This is a genomic window from Flavobacterium branchiophilum NBRC 15030 = ATCC 35035, from assembly GCF_002217205.1.
GTDB classification, from domain to species: domain Bacteria; phylum Bacteroidota; class Bacteroidia; order Flavobacteriales; family Flavobacteriaceae; genus Flavobacterium; species Flavobacterium branchiophilum.
Map to the genome: position 1 here is coordinate 1 of NZ_MUGT01000022.1, position 21,884 is coordinate 21,884.

The following is a 21,884-nucleotide window of genomic DNA, read 5'->3' on the forward strand; positions in this document are numbered from 1 at the left end:
GGAAATCCTTTTTTGCCCCACTTTTTGAGGCAAAAAAGATTATTTCACAATATGATATTTCTTTTGGAGTTCAATGAACGTTTTTTGTAACGAAAAACCCGGCCTTTGTGGGAACGCCCAAAAAAAGCATGTTTTGTTGTATATTATTGGCCCATTACAAGATGCTGCCATCCTTCATTTCGATAATTCTATCGCTTTTTTGTGCAAAATCGTCGTCATGGGTTACCGCAATTATTGTTTGTCCATAATTTTGTGTGAGTTCTTGGAAAATATCAAACACAATATCGGTGTTTTTACTATCTAAATTGCCTGTTGGCTCGTCGCCCATGATAATTAACGGGTCGTTTATCAGGGCTCTGGCAATGGCAACCCGCTGTTGTTGTCCGCCCGAAAGTTTGCTTGCAGGTTTTAGGGCTTGGTCTTGTAAGCCCAATATTTTGAGTTTGTCATAAGCCCTGGCTTCTATTTCTTGTTCAGACAATTTTCCTAGTTTTAAGGCAGGAATCATTACATTTTTTAAGCACGAAAATTCGGGCAATAAATAATGAAATTGAAAAACAAAGCCTATTTTTTCATTTCGCAAGGCGGCCAAGCTGTCTTTTGTCATGCCTGTAGTGAGCTGGTTATCTATATACAAATGGCCATTGTAGTCGGTGTCCATGGTAGATAAAATATACAACAAGGTTGATTTGCCACTCCCCGATTTGCCTATCATCGACAAAAATTCGCCTTGTTTTACCTCAAAATGAATGTTTTTTAGCACTTGAAATTCGGCTGGCTCATAAAAATATTTATCAATATTTTCGGTTTTTAATATCGTTTTTATCATTTTATTACTTTCTTAAAATAGAAACAGGATCCACGTTGGCCGCTTTTTTGGCTGGAATATATCCCGCAAAAAAAGTGATAACTAGGCCAATAACAATGCCTTGTACAAACTTGAGGGCTTCATAGTCTATAGGGAAATACCCTATATCGCCACCTACGTACACTTTTTTCAAAAAAGTTATCAGTATTATTGCAGCTATAATACCGCCAATAACCCCCATAATTCCAATGGAAACTGCTTGTGTTACAAATATTTGAATCACATCTTTGCCCGTAAAACCCATGGCTTTGAGGATGGCTATATCGTTTATTTTTTGCGACACCGTCATGTTCAAAATGTTATAAATGCCAAATCCTGCCACCAATAAAATAGTGAGCGACACAAACGTAATGATGATTTTTCGCATTTTGTTGGCTGCCATTAAGGTTTCGTTGGCTTGTTTCCAGCCTTCGGCTTTGTAGCCCGTAATTTGGGTTAATTTTAGGGCCGTTTGTTCGGCTTGTTCAGCATTGGTAGTATTGACATTGATTTCGGTAATATAAGAACTGCTTGCTTTGAGCAATTGTTGGGCAGCGGCCAAGTTGATATAGGATTTTGTTTTGTCCAATCCTGTATTATTTGTTTTAAAAATACCTACAATTTTAAATGTTCTGTTTATGTTTTTAGACGAAGTCAAATTCAAGTTATCGCCTATCCGCAAATTCATCTTTTGCGATATGCCACTCCCAATAACAATGCCATTCGAATGGGTTTTTAGCAAGTCAAACTGTCCTTCTACCATAAACGAGTTGATGTTGAACATCGCATTGGCCTCCTCTGGAATGACCCCAACAGCCTGACCCGAAATTTGACTTTTGCCGTTGTTATAAAACACACTGCTCCCCACTTGTGGAGTGGCAATCAACACCTCTTTTTGTCGTAAAATAGTAGCCAACACCCACTTTGGGTTGATAATAATATTGTTGTTGGGCACAATTTTTGGGTTAATTATCACATAATGTTGGCTAGTGTCTGGACTCAAAACCTTACAAATTTCGTCGTCTTTATAAAGTCTAATATGGGCATTGTTTCTAAAAATAGAGGTATTACTACTTGTATCAAACCCCACCAACAAACAATTCATAAAAATATATACACTCATACCCAACAAAACCCCTAAAACCGCTACGGCAGTTAGTTTTTTATTAGAAAAAATGTAAGTTTTGGCTATAGTATTATTGATTGTCATGTTTATGGTTTTAAGGGGATCAATACATCATCTGGGCCTATGCCCTCCAAAACTTCCACATAATCAGAAGACACGATGCCTGTTTTGATAATAACATTTTGGTCTCGACCTTTTACAGACACTTTGTTGCCAAAACCTACATATTCGCGAGGTATTAGCAAGGCTTTCTTTTTTTCGCCTACCAGCACATTGGCCTCCAATTGAGTACCAAACAAGGTGGATGGCAGCACCTCATCAAACAAAACTTTGCATATAAACGACTGGCTTTTTTCGTCGTAAGCCGCCAATATTTCGGCTATTTTACCTTTATAAACCTTTGATTTGTTTGTATTCAATTGCACAAAAACAAGTTGACCAAGCTGCATTTTGCCAATGTTGTTTTCGTCCACATGCAGCACACCTTCTATTTTTTTATCATTAGCAATCACTGCTACCACATCGCCTTTTCGTACAAAATCGCCCGTTGTTTTCAGTTTCTTCACTACCCTACCCGACTCGCTTACCACCAATTGATTGTACTGTTCATAAACTTTGTTGTTGTCAAACTGTCCACGAGCCGAAAGCTGCTGCTGTTTGGCTTGCTGCAACAGTTGTTTTTTTTGTTCCCGCAACGCATTCCAGTTCGACAACGCATTTTGAGCCATCAATTGGGCATTTTCATACTCCACTTTGGCCACACTTTGGCTCCCATACAACCGCTCATACCGTTCGGCTTGCTGTTGGTCTTGCTTGTACTTTTGTGCCGCATAGCCTATTTGCTGCTCCAATTGTTGCAGTTGGGGCGCTTGTGCAGTTGTATTTTCATTTGCTATAACCAATTGTCCCGCAGCTACTTGCGAGTTAATATTGTTGTTCTCATTGTCTATACTCCCCAACAAGGTGCCTTTGACAACCACAGTACCCACATCAAAACTTGCCGCTCTCAAAACACCATCCGTTTGAGCCGTCAAATTATAAGCATCGTCCCATTCCAACTCCCCAGAGGCAAATACCAACTCTTTAATATCCTGTACCACTGGTTTTACATCAGTCGATTTGCCACACGAAACCAACAAAAATACCAGCAAAATCCCATTTATTGTTCTAAACATCTTACTATCATTTTAAAAATTATCTTATTCTATTTTTGGGCATGCCACAAGGGCCGGGCTGTTCGCTATATCTTTTGCTTTTTTAAAGAAAAAAAGCAAAAGGATGCCGCTTCCATCCCTCATGCAATCCCGTTTTCAATGTATATTTTGTGCCAGCAAGCATCATATCATACCAAATATAGTTATAAAATAGTCCAAAGATGCGTAGTTATTTTTTAGAAAAAATTTAAAAAAAATCGTTGCATAGCTGGGCTTCGGAACTATTTTTTTTGACTCATTTTAGCAAAAAAGAACCAATAGATTGGGCTATTTTATATGTATATTTGGTATTACTATACCAATAGATTCACTAACATTGAAAGCACTTTATCACACAAAAAACTACACATTATAACAATGATTATTTGCCCTATATAATAAATATTCCATTTCATCAAATTGCTTGTAATGGTGATTGGTATAATGTAGGAAGACTGATACAAATCGAACTACTTTTTTATTTAGATGTGTCCCTTTAATTTTATTTCTTATTATCAAATAAATAATAAAAAAATTATATCTAAACGCCGTAAAAAATAAGATATTATTATACTGAAAATCAATTACTTATCGTTTTTTAAATTGCTTTAAATGTTGTAATGAAGGCCAAAAAGTTTTACTAAATAATATTTTAGTAATTATCTTTGCTTTATGTTAAAAATAGATTAAAAAAAGCAAAAAATCAAGTAAAAAATTAACAAAAAACTAAAAAACAACTATTCAAATTTAATATTTCGCAATATTAAAAATGAAGATAAAAAGAAAATAAAATGGAATTGAATCGATACAGTAAAACCGTAACACAAGACCCCACCCAACCCGCAGCACAAGCCATGTTGTATGGAATAGGTTTGGACGATGTCAAATTGGCACAACCATTTGTAGGCATAGCTTCTATGGGGTATGATGGCAATACTTGCAATATGCACCTCAATCATTTAGCCTCTTATGTAAAAGTAGAGGTTAACAATAATGATATGGTAGGCCTGATTTTCAATACCATTGGCATTAGCGATGGCATTACCAATGGCACCGATGGTATGCGGTATTCATTAGTAAGCCGAGAAATTATTGCAGACAGTATTGAAAGTGTTGTGGCGGGTCATTATTACGACGGGGTTATTGCCATTCCGGGTTGCGACAAAAACATGCCAGGGTCTATTATTGCCATGGGTCGTTTGAATCGACCATCGATTATGGTATATGGAGGTACAATTGCACCAGGCAAATACCAAGGAAAAGATTTGAATATAGTATCGGCTTTTGAAGCATTGGGCGAAAAAATTGCTGGCAAAATTACAGAAGAAGAATTTAAAGGCATTATCAAAAATTCGTGCCCTGGTGCTGGCGCTTGTGGTGGTATGTACACGGCCAATACCATGGCTATTGCCATTGAAGCATTAGGAATGAGTTTGCCTTTTTCGAGTTCCAATCCTGCCGTGAGTCACGAAAAAATTGAAGAGTGCAAACAGGCTGCAGGGTACATGAAATTGCTTTTAGAAAAAAATATTTGTCCAAAAGACATCATGACATTTGAAGCATTTGAAAATGCCATAACAACATTAATTGCACTTGGCGGTAGTACCAATGCTGTTTTGCATATTATTGCAATGGCCAAAAGTGTTGGGGTAAAAATTACCCAAGACGATTTTCAACGCATTAGCAACAAAACCCCTTTAATTGCCGATTTTAAACCAGGCGGCAATTATTTGATGCAAAACCTACATGAAAAAGGTGGGGTTCCTATGGTATTAAAATATCTTTTAGCCCAAGGCATGTTGCATGGAAATTGCCTTACCGTAACAGGAAAAACATTGGCAGAAAATTTAGAAAACATCCAAGACATTGATTTTGAAGATCAAAACATTATAAGACAATTAGACAATCCAATTAAAACCACAGGCCACCTTCAAATTTTGTATGGCAATTTAGCCCAAAAAGGTTCTGTAGCTAAAATTACAGGCAAAGAAGGTGAAAAATTTGTAGGTCCTGCAAAAGTTTTTGATGGCGAAAAAGAATTAATCCAAGGTATTGAAGACAAAAAAATACAAGCTGGCGATGTTGTGGTTATTCGATATGTTGGTCCTAAAGGTGGTCCAGGAATGCCCGAAATGCTAAAACCTACATCTGCCATTATTGGTGCTGGTTTGGGCAAAAGTGTTGCCCTAATTACCGATGGTCGATTTAGTGGTGGAACGCACGGATTTGTAGTAGGACACATTACTCCAGAGGCCTACGACGGCGGAACCATTGCATTAGTACATGATGGCGACATTATAGAAATTGATGCCGTAGATAATCGCATCCATTTAGCCATTACGGACGAAGAGCTAGAAAACAGAAGAAAAAAATTCGTTACACCCGAATTGAAAGTAAAAAATGGTGTATTATACAAATATTCAAGATTAGTTAAAGACGCTTCTGAAGGATGTGTTACAGACGAATTATAAAAAACAATAAATGGAAACATTAGAAAGCTTACAAACCGCAAAAACAGAAAAAGCAACCATTAATACCTCAGGAAGTTTAGCCGTTATAGATGCTTTACTTTCTGAAAAAGTAGATACCATTTTTGGCTATCCTGGTGGTGCCATTATGCCTATCTATGATGCTTTATTTGATTTTGAAAGTCAATTAAATCATATATTAGTAAGACATGAGCAAGGTGCTATTCATGCTGCACAAGGTTATGCCCGAGTAAGTGGCAAAGTGGGTGTAGTATTTGCAACTAGCGGACCAGGTGCAACAAATTTAGTTACAGGACTTGCAGATGCACAAATAGACTCGACACCATTAGTGTGTATTACAGGACAAGTATTTGCTCACTTGCTTGGCACAGATGCTTTTCAGGAGACGGATATTGTAAATATTACAACGCCTATCACAAAATGGAATTATCAGGTTACTGATGCCAATGAAATACCAGAAGTATTGGCAAAAGCATTTTATATAGCCAAATCTGGACGACCTGGCCCTGTATTGATTGATATTACAAAAAATGCTCAATTACAAATGTTTAACTACAAAGGTTACAGACCATGTATTCATGTTCGGAGTTACAGAGCAGAGCCAATAGTTAGAAACGAGTATATTACACAAGCTGCTGCGCTGATCAATAACGCCAAAAAACCTTTTATCGTTTTTGGACAAGGGGTTATTTTGGGCAATGCCGAACAAGAATTATTGGCATTTGTAGAAAAATCAGGAATACCATCCGCTTGGACTATCATGGGAATGAGTGGCCTGCCAACAGACCATCCGCAAGCCGTAGGAATGGTGGGCATGCACGGTAATTATGCACCAAACTTACTTACAAACGAATGTGATGTGCTGATTGCAATTGGTATGCGTTTTGATGATAGAGTTACAGGTCGTTTGGATAAATATGCCAAGCAAGCACAAATCATCCATTTGGACATAGACCCTGCCGAAATAAATAAAAACGTTATGGTTACGGTGCCTGTATGGGGTAATTGCAAACAAACATTACCTTTACTGACACAGCAAATTAATGAAAAAAAATATCCAGAATGGTTTGAAGTATTCCATTCAAAAAAACAAGTTGAACAAGATACATTGATAACCAATGAGTTAAACCCAACTTCAGACGGACTAACCATGGGCGAAGTTATGAAAGTGCTGAATGATTTGACACTAGGCGATGCCGTAATTGTTACCGATGTAGGACAACATCAAATGTTTGCTTGTAGATATACCAAACAAAACAGCACCCGAAGCAACATTACCAGTGGAGGTTTAGGTACAATGGGGTTTGCATTACCCGCAGCCATTGGAGCCAAGTTTGGTGCACCAAACCGTCAAATTGTAGCGATAATGGGCGATGGTGGGGCTCAAATGAATTTGCAAGAATTAGGTACAATTATGCAATTTCAACCCAATGTCAAAATTATCATTCTAAACAATAGTTTTTTAGGAATGGTACGTCAATGGCAAGAATTATTTCATGAACGCAGGTATTCTTTTACAGATATTCAAAGCCCAAATTTTGTAAAAGTTGCCGAAGCCTACCAAATTCAAGGCAAACAAATTTCGGACAGAAACGAATTGGAATCAAGTATTAAAGCAATGTTAGAAGCTCCACATGCCTACTTGTTGGAAATTGCAGTAATACATGAAGATAACGTTTTTCCAATGGTGCCGCAAGGAAAAGGAATTGCAGAAATTGTTTTGAGAAAAGAAGATATATAATTTAATGATGTTTAGTTAATTTAAAATAATAAGCATTGCATCAAATCCTTTATCAATGTTTTGAACTTTGACAAAGTTGCAAGATACCCTATTAAGACTTAACTAAATGACATTGATATAATTAAAAATAGATTTTTTAATCTAACAATTTTAAATAATTATAAAAAAATGAAACAAGAATATACACTAACCGTTTATACTGAAAATCAAGTAGGTTTGCTCAATAAAATTGCCATAATCTTTTCGAGAAGAAAAATCAACTTAGAAAGTTTGAATACATCGCCAAGTGAAATAGAAGGCATTTACAGATTTACCATTGTTGTTACCGAAACAGAAACGGTTATTAGAAATATTGCCCGACAATTGAAAAAAATTATTGATGTTTTTGATGTGCTTTACAACACAAACGACGAAATCATTTGGGAACAAATGGCACTCTACAAAGTACCAACAGAGGTTATTATGAAGGATGTAAAAGTAGAGCGTTTGTTGCGAGAATATGGTGCAAAAGCAGTAGTCATCAGACACGATTACACGGTATTTGAGGCCACAGGCCAAACGGAAGAAATCAATAAATTGTTAAAAGAACTTGATAAATACGGTTTAATTGAATTTGTTAGAAGTTCTAGAATTGCAATCATCAAATCGAGCGAGGGGGTTCATAACAAAGTTTTAGAAATGGAACGCAATGACCCCACTAAAAAAATGGTTAATAACGAATTTTTAAATCATAAAAGTATGATTTTTGAAATGTAAGTGCTACTTTTGTATTTTGTTAGTTCAAATCAAATGGTATTTGGTTTTATTACAAACAACAAAAAAAAACTACATTGTAACCACCTTGATAGTGAAAAGATTTTGAAAAGCGTTGAAAATCCACCTTCAAGTAACAATAATAAAAATGAATTTATTCAAAGAAATATTACAAGCAAAAAACCAATTAAAAGGAGTAGTTCAGGCTACTCCTTTGGCAGTTAATACCAATATATCTTCGGAGTTTGATGCCAATATCTTACTAAAAAGGGAAGATTTACAAACGGTTCGTTCTTACAAAATTAGAGGGGCATACAACAAAATGAGTTCCTTATCCGAATCAGAAAAGGCTCAAGGTATTGTGTGTGCAAGTGCGGGTAATCATGCACAAGGAGTTGCTTTTTCGTGTAATTTTCTAAAAATTCAAGGCAAAATTTACATGCCTAAAACGACACCTAAACAAAAAGTAAAGCAAGTACAACTTTTTGGCAAATCGTATGTAGAAATTGTACTTACTGGCGATGCTTTTGACGATGCTTATGCAAGTGCCGTAACTGATTGTACAGAAAATAATAAAGTTTTCATTCATCCTTTTGACGATTTTAAAGTAATTGCAGGACAAGGAACAATTGGTTTAGAAATCATAGATGCCGCAACCACTTCTATTGACTTTGTATTTGTACCCATTGGCGGAGGGGGGTTGGCTGCGGGTTTATCTACCGTTTTTAAAGAATTGAGTCCCAATACCAAAATTATTGGAGTAGAACCTTTAGGGGCACCATCCATGAAAACCTCTATTGCCAACAACGAAAACACCATACTAAATACCATTGACAAATTTGTTGATGGGGCAGCCGTAAAACAAGTGGGCCAAAAAACATTTGAAATTTGCAAGGAAACACTCCACGATATTGTGTTGGTTCCTGAAGGAAAAGTTTGTACTACTATTCTTAGATTGTACAATGAAGAAGCCATGGTGGTAGAGCCAGCAGGCGCTTTAACCATTGCTGCATTAGATTTTTATAAAGACCAAATCAAAGGCAAAAATGTGGTTTGTATTGTTAGTGGTAGCAACAACGATATCGAACGTACAGCCGAAATCAAAGAACGGTCGTTGTTATACGAAGGTTTGATGCATTATTTTATGATTCAGTTTCCGCAAAGGCCTGGATCTTTAAAAGAATTTGTAAATCATATTTTGGGCGACGATGATGATATTACTTATTTTCAATTTGCCAAAAAAACCAACAGAGAAATGGGATCTGTTGTAGTAGGGCTCGAACTCAAAAACCGAAACGACATAGAATCCATCAAACAAAAAATGACAGAAAGGGGTTTTCCATACCAATATTTGAACGACAAACAAGAATTGTACACCCAAATTGTGGGGTAGTTTTTTTTAAGATAAAAGGATGCTTTTTTTGATATGAATTAGGCTTTTTCAAAATTTAGTATTTTGTCCAATAGTTGAGTGGGGTGTTTGAGACACGGATTTTGCGTTGGGGATAGCAATGAAAATCCTTTTAGAAGCCCCAAGCCCCCAAAAGGGGTGTGTTATATTGCACAAATATAGTTTCTGAATATAGTTATCAAAAAAGATTATTTCACAATATGATATTTCGTTTGGAGTTCAATGAACGCAATTTGAAACGGATGAGCCCGACCCTTGGGGAACGGCCAAAAATGTATTCTATTGGTTGTTTTTGTTTTGAACATTGGATGTATCTTACAAGTGTAGCAAAAAAAAACCTTTGTATCGCTAGGCCATACAAAGGTTCAACAAAATTAAATTACTATACTCAATATTTTTATTCCATTTGGATGGTAATAGGCAAATTATATATGGTTCTCACTTTTTCGCCCCCAACAAAACCCGGACTCCATTTGGTTTTCAACGATTTTAAAACCCTAACGGCCTCCTGACCTAGGCCATAACCTGGATCTCTCAAAACTTTAATTTGTGTCATTGATCCATCAGCTTCTATTACAAAAGACACATACACTTTGATGGTTTTGTCTATTTCTAAATCTGATTTATTAAAATTGGTACCCACATAGGTATAAAATTTCTCCATTCCTCCAGGAAATTCGGGTAATTTATCCAACATATTGGTGCCAATAGGTGTGTCATCATTGGGTTTTGATGTAACATTTCCGCCAGTTGTTGCTACAGGTACACTTGGCACATCAGAAGGAATTCCTCCCAAATTGCTGGTATTGGGGTTGGAGGTTGTCGTTTGTGCCTCGAGGTTTGTTTTGATTGTATTAGTAGCCATTTCCTGACTGCTTATTTCAGGATTTATTAGCGTTTGTTTGTCCAAAAACTTTTTTTCTGTAAAAGTTTTTATGGCAGGTTGCTCTAATTGGCGCTCGGTATTCACCGTTACTACCTTAATAACTTCGGGCAATGCTTCTTCGGGTAATTTTGTTGTTGGCACTGTCGAAAATGAACTCAGCAAGATGCCTAATCCAGAAAAAATGGTTAAAGATCCAATGCCTATTGAAAATGCTATTCCAGAGGTTTTGGCATTTTCTTGTCGGAGTTGGTAGGCCCCATACAGCTTGTTTTTACCCTCAAAAACAAGTTCGATCCATTTTTTTTCAAATATACTTAAGTTTGACATAATTAAATGATTTAAAGGTTAAGTATTATTTTTTTATATAGTATAGCATTAAAATGAGTGTTTTTTTTATTTATATCTGCCTTATAATTTACAAACGCAAAAAACAAATCCATATTGTATAAAAGAATCATTTATTTTTACTTTTTTTTATCAACCAACATTCGATTAGCAATTTATTTGTCTAATTCCATGTCGATTAGTTAAACATACATTCAAATCAATCATCATTGTCAAAGTTTGAAACTTAAATGCCATTATGACTACATTGCAGAATCCTAAATGACATTGTTTTCTAATTGTTAATTTTTTGAATCATTAAACAATATTTTTGCTATTTTTGTTAAAAAAACGGGGAGCTATTCCAGACCTTACTGCAACATACCCCTTTGTATTTACATGAACTATTGTTTAAAAGAAGTGCAAATCATTCCAAAACCATTAAATAAATCATTACAATGAATTTTATTGAAAATGCCCTCAAACAGTTTGACTATTATAAAAGTCTTGGTGAAAAAACTTTTATACAACTTGCAGATGAGTCCCTTTTTTATCAACCCAACGACGCAAGTAATAGTATCGCAACCATTGTAAAACATTTAAGTGGCAATATGCTTTCACGATGGACTGATTTTTTGACAACAGATGGCGAAAAAGAGTGGCGACACAGGGATACTGAATTTGAGAACGATAGTACAACAAGAACTTCACTTCTTGCATGTTGGGACAAAGGATGGGCATGTTTATTTGAGGCTTTGCAAGGGCTAACAGAGGACGACTTGTGCAAAGAAATTTATATTAGAAACCAAAAACATACCGTAATGGAAGCCATAAGCAGACAATTAGCACATTATCCATACCACATTGGACAAATTGTTTTTTTAGGAAAATTATATTGCAACCAAAATTGGTCATCGCTGTCTATTCCAAAAGGAAATTCAATGGCTTATAATGCCCAATTATTTTCTACACCACAAGACCAATAACAATTTGTAATTGATAATCTGGTGTATTGGGTAATTTGTATTTGTTATTGTTTGTTTGCAATGAATATGTTGTAAATGGCGATTTTGTTACATATTTATATAAATTTTGTCAATGTAAAAAATAAATATTTCGACAAATAAAACTTTGAGCATAACGACAATCGGGTGTTTGAAAAAAAAATATACTTTTGTAGAAAAAAAATATTTTGACACCAATTCTATTAATAACACCGCCTTTTACGCAGCTCAACACCCCTTATCCCGCTACGGCTTATTTGAAAGGATTTTTAAATACTAAAAACATCAAATCCTATCAAACAGATTTGGGAATTGAAGTCATTTTAGAATTGTTTTCGAGTCAGCGTTTTCAACATTTATTTGAATTTGCACAACAAAGTACCCCCCATTTTTCGGACAATGCCAAACGAATATTGGCCCTAAAATCCCATTATATCCAAACTATCGATAGTGTAATAGCTTTTTTGCAAGGCAAAAATGCTTCATTGGCCAGACTCATTTGTAGTGGTTATTTTTTGCCCGAAGCCTCCCGTTTTGATTCCTTGACAGACCTTGATTTGGCATTTGGCACAATGGGTTTACAAGATAAAGCCAAGCATTTGGCAACTTTATATTTAGAGGACGTGTCGGATTTTATTGTCGAATGTGTCGATCCTCATTTTGGTTTTAGTCGATATGCCGAAAAATTGGGCAGAAGTGCAGCCTCATTTGACGAATTGTATCAGTATTTACAACAAAAAACCACCTATATTGATACCATCTCATTACGAATAGTAAATCAAAAAATACAAGAACACCAACCCCAACTCATTTGTTTTTCGGTGCCATTTCCTGGTAATTTATATAGTGCTTTCAGAGCAGCACAATGGATCAAACAACATTTTCCAAATATCAAAACGGCAATGGGGGGCGGTTTTCCAAACACCGAATTGCGGTCGTTAAAGGATCCTCGTGTATTTGATTTTTTTGATTACATTACCCTAGACGATGGTGAATTGCCCATCGAAATATTATATTCAAAAGTAAATAACGACACGTCTTTATTTGCTAAAGATATTTACAAGCGCACTTTTTTATTAGAAAACAATCAAGTAGTTTATTACAATAATTGCCTTCAAAAAGACTACAAACAAAACCAAGTAGGCACACCTGATTACGATAATTTACCTTTAGATCAATACATTTCGGTTATAGAAATGACCAATCCTATGCACAGCCTTTGGAGCGATGGACGCTGGAACAAACTAACAATGGCACATGGTTGCTATTGGGGCAAATGCACTTTTTGCGACATATCATTGGACTATATCAAAATTTACGAACCCATTGCCGCATCATTAATTGTTGACAGAATGGAACAATTGATAGCACAAACTGGCGAAAAAGGATTCCATTTTGTAGATGAAGCTGCTCCACCAGCTCTCATGAAGGCCGTGGCACTCGAAATTATCAAAAGACAATTAATAGTAACCTGGTGGACCAACATTCGTTTTGAAAAAAGTTTTACAACCGATGTATGTTTGCTACTCAAAACCTCGGGTTGTATAGCGGTTTCGGGTGGGCTAGAAGTAGCATCGGACAGGCTTTTGCAACTTATAGACAAAGGAGTTACAGTGGCTCAGGTGGCTCAAGTTACCCGAAATTTTACCGAAAATGGCATCATGATACACGCCTATTTGATGTATGGATACCCTACTCAAACGGTTCAAGAAACCATCGACAGCCTCGAAATGGTAAGGCAATTGTTTGAAATTGGCATACTACAATCGGGTTTTTGGCACCAGTTTGCCCTTACTGCTCACAGTCCCATTGGTCAAAATCCGCAACAATTTGGATTAAAAACCATGACAAACAACATTCAATTTGCTCATAACGACATCGCTTTTACAGACACAACAGGCATCAAGCACGAGCAATTTTCGTATGGTTTAAAAAAATCGTTATACAATTTTATGCACGGCTATTGCTTGGACTACAACCTCCAAGAATGGTTTGATTTTAAAATTCCAAAAACCAAAATCAAACCTGATTTTATAGAAAAATGCTTAGCACAATCGCCCCTTTTGGTGTTACCAAAAGCGAATAGCAAAATGATTTGGCTAGGGCCAATGCCACAAAAAACAGACTACATCAAATCCAAAAAAGGACAAAAGTTTCAAATGTCGGTACTCGAATTTCATCAAAAAAACGACTCATTCGAAATCCGATTAGCAACCCCTTTGGCCCATTGGTTGGTTGCCATTTTAAATCAAGCCCATATAAACAAGCCCACGTTGCCCACTTTCAAAATGATTCAATCCGATTTTGAAAACCATTTTGATGATTTTGAACCCTTTTGGTTTAGTAAAAACATTGAAATTTTAAAAACAAAAGGATTGATTTTATTATAAAAATGTATCAATTTCGTTATAATCATACATTATTTTTAATTTATGTATATTAATTTAGCAAATATAGGTCGGTTTCATTAACAATAATACAGCATATATAATTACTTTTACACCCAATAAAAAAAAAATTACATGGGTAATAATTATAACATAAAAGTAAATGACACTTTTCATTATGAACTTGATAATGAAAGTGTTGCAAAATTAGATGCTGTTAGTGTGCAAACAAACCAATTTCATGTTTTGCACCACAACACACCTTTTAAAGCCGAAATTGTTTCAACAGATTTTAACCGCAAATCCTATACTGTAAAAGTGAATAACAACACCTATACAGTGGCCATTGCCAATGAATTGGATGTATTGATAAAAAAAATGGGCTTCGAAGTTGGCACTTCAAAACAAGTAAACGCCATCAAAGCTCCAATGCCTGGTTTGATATTGGAAATAAGTGTAGTAGTGGGACAAGAAGTAAAAGAAAATGACAACTTATTGATTTTAGGTGCCATGAAAATGGAAAACAGTTTTCTTTCGCCAAGAGATGGTATTATCAAATCGATTGCCGTCAATACGGGCGATGCCGTGGACAAAGGACAATTGTTAATCGAATTTGAATAACCTTATATTTTGAATTCTAAATTATCAAGGGCTAAATTCTAATTAAAATGTTTATTTGGGTGTTCCCACAAGGGTCGGGTTATCCGTTTCAAACAACGTTCAATGAACTCCAAAGGAAATGAAATATTGTGAAATAATCTTTTTTGATAACCACATTCAGAAACTATATTCGTGCAATATAACACACCCCTTTTGAGGGTTGGAGGGCTTCTAAAAGGATTTCTACTGCTTTCCCTAATGTAAAATACGGTAAATAGTAACCCGCCGTTTTTTTAAGTTACACAATAGCATATTTAGAATCCAAAATCTTTTAATTTCCAATTCAAAATAAAAAAAATAAAAATAGTATAACAAAATGAAAAAAATATTAGTTGCCAATCGAGGCGAAATTGCAATCCGAGTGATGCGAACGGCTCAAAAAATGGGCATCAAAACCGTTGCAGTATATTCTACTGCCGATAGAAATGCACCACACGTAAAATTTGCAGACGAGGCCGTTTGCATTGGCGAAGCACCTTCGAGTCAATCCTATTTATTAGGAAACAAAATTATAGCCGTAGCCAAATCTTTAGGGGTAGATGCCATCCATCCTGGATATGGTTTTTTGAGCGAAAATTCAGAATTTGCAGAAGAAGCAGAAAAAAACAACATCACATTCATTGGACCAAAATCAAAAGCCATTTTAATAATGGGAAGCAAATTGGCCGCCAAAGAAGCCGTAAAAGCTTATGATATTCCGATGGTGCCAGGCGTAGATGAAGCCATAACCGATATTGCAAAAGCCAAAGAAGCCGCACAATTTATTGGTTTTCCAATATTAATAAAAGCCTCGGCAGGTGGTGGCGGAAAAGGGATGCGGGTAGTAGAAACCGAAGCCGAATTTGAATCGCAAATGAATCGTGCCATTAGCGAAGCCGTAGCTGCTTTTGGAGACGGATCTGTTTTTATAGAAAAATATGTGGCCTCACCTCGTCATATCGAAATTCAAATTATGGCCGATAGCCACGGCAATATATTGTATTTGTTTGAAAGAGAATGTAGTGTGCAACGCCGCCATCAAAAAGTAGTAGAAGAGGCTCCATCGGCAGTATTGACACCCGAACTCCGTAAAAAAATGGGCGAAGCTGCCGTTTTAGTGGCCAAATCGTGCGACTATTTAGGGGCGGGTACTGTAGAATTTTTGTTGGACGAAAACCATAATTTTTATTTCCTCGAAATGAATACCCGTTTGCAAGTTGAACATCCTGTAACAGAGATTATTTCTGGGGTAGATTTAGTAGAAATGCAAATCAGAGTAGCCCGTGGCGAAGCTTTAACATTAAAACAAGAAGACCTTCAAATAAAAGGTCATGCCCTAGAATTGAGGGTGTATGCAGAAGATCCTTTGAATGATTTCTTGCCAAGTGTTGGACATTTAGACCAATATATATTGCCAACAGGCAAAGGCGTTCGTGTGGACAATGGGTTTGAACAAGGCATGGACATTCCAATTTATTATGACCCAATGCTCTCTAAACTCATCACTTATGGCGAAACCCGTGAAGAAGCAATGCAAATCATGTTAAAAGCCATTGAAGACTATAAAATTCAGGGGGTTTCGACAACGTTGCCTTTTGGAAAATTTGTTTTTGAACACGAAGCCTTCCGTTCAGGGAATTTTGATACTCATTTTGTAAAAAAATACTATGATGCAGAAGTTTTGAAAAAACAAATGGCCCAAGAAGCCGAAATTGCTGCACTTGTGGCATTAAAACAATATTTTGAAGATCAAAAAATCGTACGATTACCAAATCAATAATTTATGGAAGCAAAAATAAAAGTATTAAACGATAAAATGGCTTTGGCTCACTTGGGTGGTGGCGAAAAACGTATTGAAAAACAACATCAAAACAAAAAATTAACCGCCCGTGAACGCATCAATTATTTGATGGACGAAGGAACTTTTGAAGAAATTGGCCTGTTGGTTACCCACCGAACAACCGATTTTGGAATGGAAAAAGAAGTGTATTTGGGCGACGGGGTTATTACAGGATATGGCAACATCAATGGCCGATTGGTATATGTTTTTGCTCAAGATTTTACGGTATTTGGCGGTTCGCTGTCTGAAACCCATGCCGAAAAAATTTGCAAAGTAATGGACATGGCCCTAAAAATGGGAGCTCCCATGATTGGTCTCAACGATTCTGGTGGGGCTAGAATTCAAGAAGGGGTTCGTTCTTTAGGCGGATATGCCGATATTTTTTACCGAAACGTGCAAGCCTCGGGCGTTATTCCTCAAATTTCGGCCATCATGGGCCCTTGTGCTGGTGGTGCAGTATATTCGCCTGCTATGACCGATTTTACAATGATGGTTGAAAACACCAGCTATATGTTTGTAACAGGGCCAAACGTGGTAAAAACCGTTACCAACGAAACGGTTACATCCGAAGAATTGGGTGGGGCAAGCACGCACTCTACCAAATCGGGGGTGGCCCATTGCACTTCGGCAAACGATGTAGCATGCCTAGAAGACATCAAACGATTGTTGGGTTATTTGCCTCAAAGCAATACCGAAAAACCAAAAAACATTCCATTTGCTTTAGGTAACGAGGTTCGAGAAAAATTGGCTTCTATTGTTCCAGAAAGTCCTAACAAACCTTACGACATGCACGAAGTAATTTCGGGTATTATTGATGAAGATTCATTTTATGAAATTCATAAAAATTTTGCAGACAATATTATTGTTGGATTTTCCAGAATTGGCGGCCGCAGTGTCGGAATTATTGCCAATCAGCCCATGATTTTAGCTGGAGTATTGGACGTTAATTCATCAATCAAAGCCGCTAGATTTACCCGTTTTTGTGATTGCTTCAACATTCCGTTGCTTGTACTGGTAGATGTACCTGGATTTTTACCAGGAACAGACCAAGAGTGGAACGGAATTATAGTTCATGGAGCCAAATTGTTGTATGCCCTTAGCGAGGCTACTGTGCCAAGAGTTACCGTAATTACCAGAAAAGCCTACGGTGGAGCTTATGATGTCATGAACTCCAAACACATTGGAGCCGATTTGAATTATGCATGGCCATCGGCAGAAATTGCCGTAATGGGTGCTAAAGGGGCGTCGGAAATTATTTTCAAAAAAGAAATCAACGAAGCTGCCGATCCTGCTGCAAAATTGCTCGAAAAAGAAGCCGAATATGCTGACTTGTTTGCCAATCCATACACAGCCGCTCAGCGTGGTTTTGTGGACGAAGTGATTTTGCCACAAGACACCCGTAGGAAATTAATTAAAGCATTTAGCATGCTCGAAAATAAAGTTGCCGTTGCACCAAAACGCAAACATGGCAACATACCGTTATAGTTTTTTTTAATTTGTTATTTTTTTTTAAAAGCGTTTTGAGTTTTCAAGACGCTTTTTTATACTCCTAAATAAAGTAACACAACACCCTCCCCTACTGTTTATACCAAATATAGATACTGTCCAAAAATGCGATGCCGTTTTTTAGAAAAAAATGTCAAAAAACAACTTGGCATCACTGGCTAGGAACTATTTTTTTTGAATATTATAGCACAAATAATCCAATAAATTGGAATATTTGATATTTGGTAATACTTACTGCCGCAGCCCTTTCAAAATCTGAATTTCGGTTTCGAGGGATTTTATGTGGGCATTTTGTTGCTCTATCGTAGCTCGAAGTTCCTGTTCGACTTTTGTTTGATACGGTATTTTCAAATACTCGCCCAAGTGTGCCACAAAGTTATACTCCAGCACCTTGCTCAATTGCCATAATATACCAAACTGCAACGACTGTTGTTTCATATAGCCCGAAACGGTTGTATGGGTTACCCCTAATTTTCGTGACACTTCGGCTTTGCTTATCTTATTTTGATGCAAATAATAATGAACAAAATTGCCATTTGCCGGAAATTCTGTGCTGTTGGTTAGGCGGTGCTTCAAATTTTTCATACTATTTTTTTTTAATGGTTGATGGTTTATGGTTGATGGTTGTTGGTTGTTGGTTGATGGTTTTTGGTTGTTGGTTGTTGGTTGTTGGTTGTTGGTTGTTGGTTGTTGGTTGATTAAACTTTGATGCAAATATACAAAAAATAATGGTTTAACCTTTATTATTATAGGTTTATCCTTTATTGATATAGGTTTATCCTTTATTGTTATAGGTTTATCCTTTATTAACATAGGTTTAAACTTTATTTATTTAGGTTTATCCTTTATAGATACAGGTTAATCCTTTATATATTTAGATTTAACCTTTATTAATATAGGTTTATACTTTATTAATACAGGTTTATCCTTTATTGATACAGGTTTACCCTTTATTAACATAGGTTAACCTTTATTAATACAGGTTTATCCTTTATTGATATAGGTCTATCCTTAATAGATACAGGTTTAACCTTTGTTTTTGAGGTTAGTGGTTTGTGTTTTGATGTCAAAAGTGCAGATCGTGATCATTGTTTTGGTGTTGTATCACTTGGGGGCATTTCAACGATTCAAAAAACAAAGCATTTGAAAGGGTTTCAATCTACTTTTTTGTTTTTTTATCAAAAAATGATACTGATATTGATCTAAAATCAACTGTATTTCAATTCAAACTCCCTACAAATCAATCGAAAAGCATTTCAATACATTAAAAAAGAGAAACAAATTCCTAACTATTTCTGGAAGCAATGGATTGAAATGAAATTGATTCCTTTTAGATGAACATGATTTTGAAAAGCAGTTGAATGTATGCCAATTTGATAAAAAAAATGGTTCAAGCATGGTAACTTATAACCATATTTATCGAGCTGGGGATTGAAATAATAAAAAAATTTGGAAATAAAAATAAAAATTTTACCTTTGAATACTTTAAACCTAAATTGGAACACATGACATTAATTAAATCAATATCAGGAATTCGGGGAACAATAGGCGGAAATGTAGGCGATAACTTAACACCCGTAGATGCAGTAAAGTTTGCCGCCGCTTATGGTACTTTCTTGAAAAATAATTTATCGAAATCAAAAGTAAAAGTGGTTATGGGCAGAGACGCTCGTATTTCGGGGCCAATGATCCACCATTTAGTATTGAACACATTAGTAGGATTGGGTATAGATGTGATAGATTTGGGGCTTTCTACTACTCCCACCGTAGAAGTAGCCGTGCCGATGGAAGGGGCCGATGGCGGTATTATTCTTACAGCATCTCACAACCCAAAACAATGGAATGCCCTTAAATTGTTGAATGAAAAAGGAGAGTTTTTGAGTGGTGCCGAAGGGGCATTGATATTGGATATTGCTGAAAGTGATGCTTTTACGTTTGCAGATGTGGACCATTTGGGTACGGTTACTACAAACGAGGCTTATATGGATATTCATATCAACGAAGTGCTACAATTGCAACTGGTAGATGTGGAAGCCGTAAAAAAAGCACAATTTAAAGTTGTGGTAGATGGCGTAAACTCATCGGGAGGTATCATAATACCTCAACTATTAGAACAAATGGGGGTAGAAGTTGTCAAATTATACTGCGAACCCAATGGTCATTTTCCGCATAATCCAGAACCGTTGAAAGAGCATTTGGGCGATATTTGTGCTTTGGTTGTCAAAGAAAAAGCCCATTTAGGCATTGTGGTTGATCCTGATGTGGACAGACTGGCGTTTATATCTGAAGACGGCAACATGTTTGGTGAAGAATATACGCTAGTGGCTTGTGCAGATTATGTATTGAGCAAAACACCTGGCCATACGGTGTCTAACATGTCGTCGTCGAGGGCCTTGCGAGATGTAACCCACTTGCATGGCGGGCAATATGAGGCCAGTGCTGTTGGCGAGGTAAACGTAGTAGCTTTGATGAAAAAAAACCAAGCCGTTATTGGTGGCGAAGGTAATGGTGGCATCATCTATCCGGAGTTGCATTATGGAAGAGACAGTTTGGTTGGTGTGGCTTTATTTTTAACCCATTTGGCTTATAAAAATTGCAAAGTTTCTGAGTTAAGAACTTCGTATCCAGAGTATTATATGAGTAAAAACAAAATAGAACTTACGCCAGAAATTGATGTAGATGCTATTTTAGAAGCCATGACGGAGCAATATAAACACGAAAACATCTCTACCATTGATGGTGTTAAAATAGATTTTGCAGAAAACTGGGTTCATCTTCGCAAATCGAATACCGAACCCATTATTAGAATTTATACAGAAGCATTTTCTCAAGAAATTGCAGATGCATTGGCTTTAAAAATCATAGCTGAAATCAAAGTCATAGCTGGAATTTAAGGCTAAAAAAGGTGCCGAAAAAAAAATTTTCGGCACCTTTTTTTATTGCTGTTTTAAGTTAAATATTTTGTTTAAAATACACTTCTGTAGCTCCTAAGCCATATTTTTGATAATTGGCATCTTGAAACATGATTTGGTCATAGCGACCTAACAAAAAATCGAGTTCCGCTTTGAGTATTCCTTCGCCCACACCGTGTATAAACACTATTTTTGGGATTCTGTTTTTAATTGCAAATTCAATATGCCGTTTGGCGGTTTCGGTTTGCAAGGTCAAAATATCATAATTACTTATGCCTTTTTTATTAGGAACCAATTGCTCTATATGCAAATCAAATTCTGGAACTCCTCTTTCGTTTTTAACTTTCTTGTCTTTGACAGTATAGGGTTTTAGGGGTGTTTCTTTTTCTTTTAGGACTTGGTTGTAATTAAAATTTTGATTGTTTACATAATTTTCGGTATGATTCATTACAATAAGTTCATGATTTTCATACGTCATTGTAAACCCATCGGCTGTTTCAATTTCTACTTGATTGTTTTTAATATTTTTTACAATACCACTAAAATCATCGTCCAAAACAGCCACTTTGTCGCCTATATTAATCTTTTTCATCGTCTTTTTGTATATTTTTACTTGGTGTTTTCCCACTTAATTGCATCATTCCATACATAAAAACAACCACACAAATACAAAGGATATATATATTTTGTTCTGCTTTGTTTTGTTGCCAAATAACCCCAAAAGCTGCTAAAGTCATAATAGGAAATCGTAATTTTTTCATGGAATAAGGAAAAACATTGTTGAAGGTTCAAATTTAGTATAAATTTGAAAAAGGCATCCCAAAAA

Annotated in this window: 17 protein-coding genes; 10 read left to right on the top strand and 7 right to left on the bottom strand. The window is 36.2% G+C overall.

The genetic code is table 11. The annotated features are described in order from the left end of the window. Nucleotides 1-154 precede the first annotated feature (154 nt). Genes B0A58_RS03035 through B0A58_RS03045 form a run of 3 tightly spaced genes read right to left on the bottom strand, consistent with a single transcriptional unit; the run spans nt 155 to nt 3,148 of the window. Nucleotides 155-829: an ABC transporter ATP-binding protein gene (locus tag B0A58_RS03035; RefSeq protein ID WP_089079830.1), complete on the bottom strand. Its 675-nt coding sequence runs from the start codon at nt 827-829 to the stop codon at nt 155-157. Nucleotides 830-833: 4 nt separating this feature from the next. Continuing rightward, nucleotides 834-2,057 carry an ABC transporter permease gene (locus B0A58_RS03040; RefSeq protein WP_089079831.1) on the bottom strand — a complete coding sequence of 408 codons (1,224 nt, stop codon included), beginning with the start codon at nt 2,055-2,057 and terminating at the stop codon, nt 834-836. A gap of 2 nt (nt 2,058-2,059) precedes the next feature. After that, nucleotides 2,060-3,148: an efflux RND transporter periplasmic adaptor subunit gene (locus B0A58_RS03045; protein ID WP_089079832.1), complete on the bottom strand. Its 1,089-nt coding sequence runs from the start codon at nt 3,146-3,148 to the stop codon at nt 2,060-2,062. An 809-nt stretch (nt 3,149-3,957) separates the two neighbouring features. Here B0A58_RS03045 and ilvD point away from each other — a divergent pair. The 4 genes from ilvD (at nt 3,958) to ilvA (ending at nt 9,542) form a co-directional block, all read left to right on the top strand. Beyond that, nucleotides 3,958-5,637 (top strand): dihydroxy-acid dehydratase, encoded by a 1,680-nt coding sequence (gene ilvD, locus B0A58_RS03050; RefSeq protein WP_089079833.1) that lies wholly within the window; start codon nt 3,958-3,960, stop codon nt 5,635-5,637. A gap of 10 nt (nt 5,638-5,647) precedes the next feature. Further along, complete coding sequence (gene ilvB, locus B0A58_RS03055) at nt 5,648-7,396, top strand: biosynthetic-type acetolactate synthase large subunit (protein ID WP_089079834.1); 1,749 nt, start codon at nt 5,648-5,650, stop codon at nt 7,394-7,396. Between the two features lie 168 nt (nt 7,397-7,564). Then, complete coding sequence (gene ilvN / locus B0A58_RS03060; RefSeq protein WP_014083411.1) at nt 7,565-8,152, top strand: acetolactate synthase small subunit; 588 nt, start codon at nt 7,565-7,567, stop codon at nt 8,150-8,152. A gap of 145 nt (nt 8,153-8,297) precedes the next feature. Continuing rightward, on the top strand, nt 8,298-9,542 hold the full coding sequence (ilvA, locus tag B0A58_RS03065) for a threonine ammonia-lyase IlvA (RefSeq protein WP_089079835.1): 1,245 nt from the start codon (nt 8,298-8,300) through the stop codon (nt 9,540-9,542). Between the two features lie 415 nt (nt 9,543-9,957). Here ilvA and B0A58_RS03070 read toward each other — a convergent pair whose 3' ends face one another. Further along, nucleotides 9,958-10,773: an energy transducer TonB gene (locus tag B0A58_RS03070; RefSeq protein ID WP_089079836.1), complete on the bottom strand. Its 816-nt coding sequence runs from the start codon at nt 10,771-10,773 to the stop codon at nt 9,958-9,960. Nucleotides 10,774-11,228: 455 nt separating this feature from the next. Here B0A58_RS03070 and B0A58_RS03075 point away from each other — a divergent pair, with 455 nt between their 5' ends. The 5 genes from B0A58_RS03075 to B0A58_RS03095 all read left to right on the top strand — a co-directional run bounded on the left by B0A58_RS03075 (nt 11,229) and on the right by B0A58_RS03095 (nt 18,125). Next, nucleotides 11,229-11,756 carry a DUF1572 family protein gene (locus B0A58_RS03075; RefSeq protein WP_089079837.1) on the top strand — a complete coding sequence of 176 codons (528 nt, stop codon included), beginning with the start codon at nt 11,229-11,231 and terminating at the stop codon, nt 11,754-11,756. Nucleotides 11,757-11,962: 206 nt separating this feature from the next. Continuing rightward, the gene (locus tag B0A58_RS03080) at nt 11,963-14,164 is read left to right on the top strand and encodes a B12-binding domain-containing radical SAM protein (RefSeq protein ID WP_089079838.1); all 2,202 of its coding nucleotides are present in this window, start codon (nt 11,963-11,965) and stop codon (nt 14,162-14,164) included. 132 nt (nt 14,165-14,296) lie between these two features. Beyond that, a complete protein-coding gene (locus B0A58_RS03085) occupies nt 14,297-14,782 on the top strand; it encodes an acetyl-CoA carboxylase biotin carboxyl carrier protein subunit (RefSeq protein ID WP_089079839.1) in 486 nt (161 codons plus the stop codon). 355 nt (nt 14,783-15,137) lie between these two features. Further along, nucleotides 15,138-16,580, top strand: a complete 1,443-nt coding sequence (gene accC, locus B0A58_RS03090) for an acetyl-CoA carboxylase biotin carboxylase subunit (protein WP_089079840.1) — start codon at nt 15,138-15,140, stop codon at nt 16,578-16,580. A 3-nt stretch (nt 16,581-16,583) separates the two neighbouring features. Beyond that, complete coding sequence (locus tag B0A58_RS03095; protein ID WP_089079841.1) at nt 16,584-18,125, top strand: acyl-CoA carboxylase subunit beta; 1,542 nt, start codon at nt 16,584-16,586, stop codon at nt 18,123-18,125. 252 nt (nt 18,126-18,377) lie between these two features. Here the strand turns inward: B0A58_RS03095 and B0A58_RS16760 are convergent, their stop codons facing one another. Further along, nucleotides 18,378-18,959 carry a helix-turn-helix domain-containing protein gene (locus B0A58_RS16760; protein WP_243389436.1) on the bottom strand — a complete coding sequence of 194 codons (582 nt, stop codon included), beginning with the start codon at nt 18,957-18,959 and terminating at the stop codon, nt 18,378-18,380. 692 nt (nt 18,960-19,651) lie between these two features. Between B0A58_RS16760 and glmM the strand changes: the two genes are divergently transcribed. After that, on the top strand, nt 19,652-21,040 hold the full coding sequence (gene glmM / locus B0A58_RS03105) for a phosphoglucosamine mutase (protein WP_089079842.1): 1,389 nt from the start codon (nt 19,652-19,654) through the stop codon (nt 21,038-21,040). Nucleotides 21,041-21,098: 58 nt separating this feature from the next. On the opposite strand, the gene B0A58_RS03110 is transcribed toward glmM, so the two are convergent. Continuing rightward, complete coding sequence (locus tag B0A58_RS03110; RefSeq protein ID WP_089079843.1) at nt 21,099-21,650, bottom strand: Smr/MutS family protein; 552 nt, start codon at nt 21,648-21,650, stop codon at nt 21,099-21,101. Further along, on the bottom strand, nt 21,637-21,795 hold the full coding sequence (locus B0A58_RS03115; protein ID WP_243389437.1) for a hypothetical protein: 159 nt from the start codon (nt 21,793-21,795) through the stop codon (nt 21,637-21,639). The genes B0A58_RS03110 and B0A58_RS03115 overlap by 14 nt, the downstream gene beginning before the upstream one ends. Nucleotides 21,796-21,884: the final 89 nt, after the last annotated feature.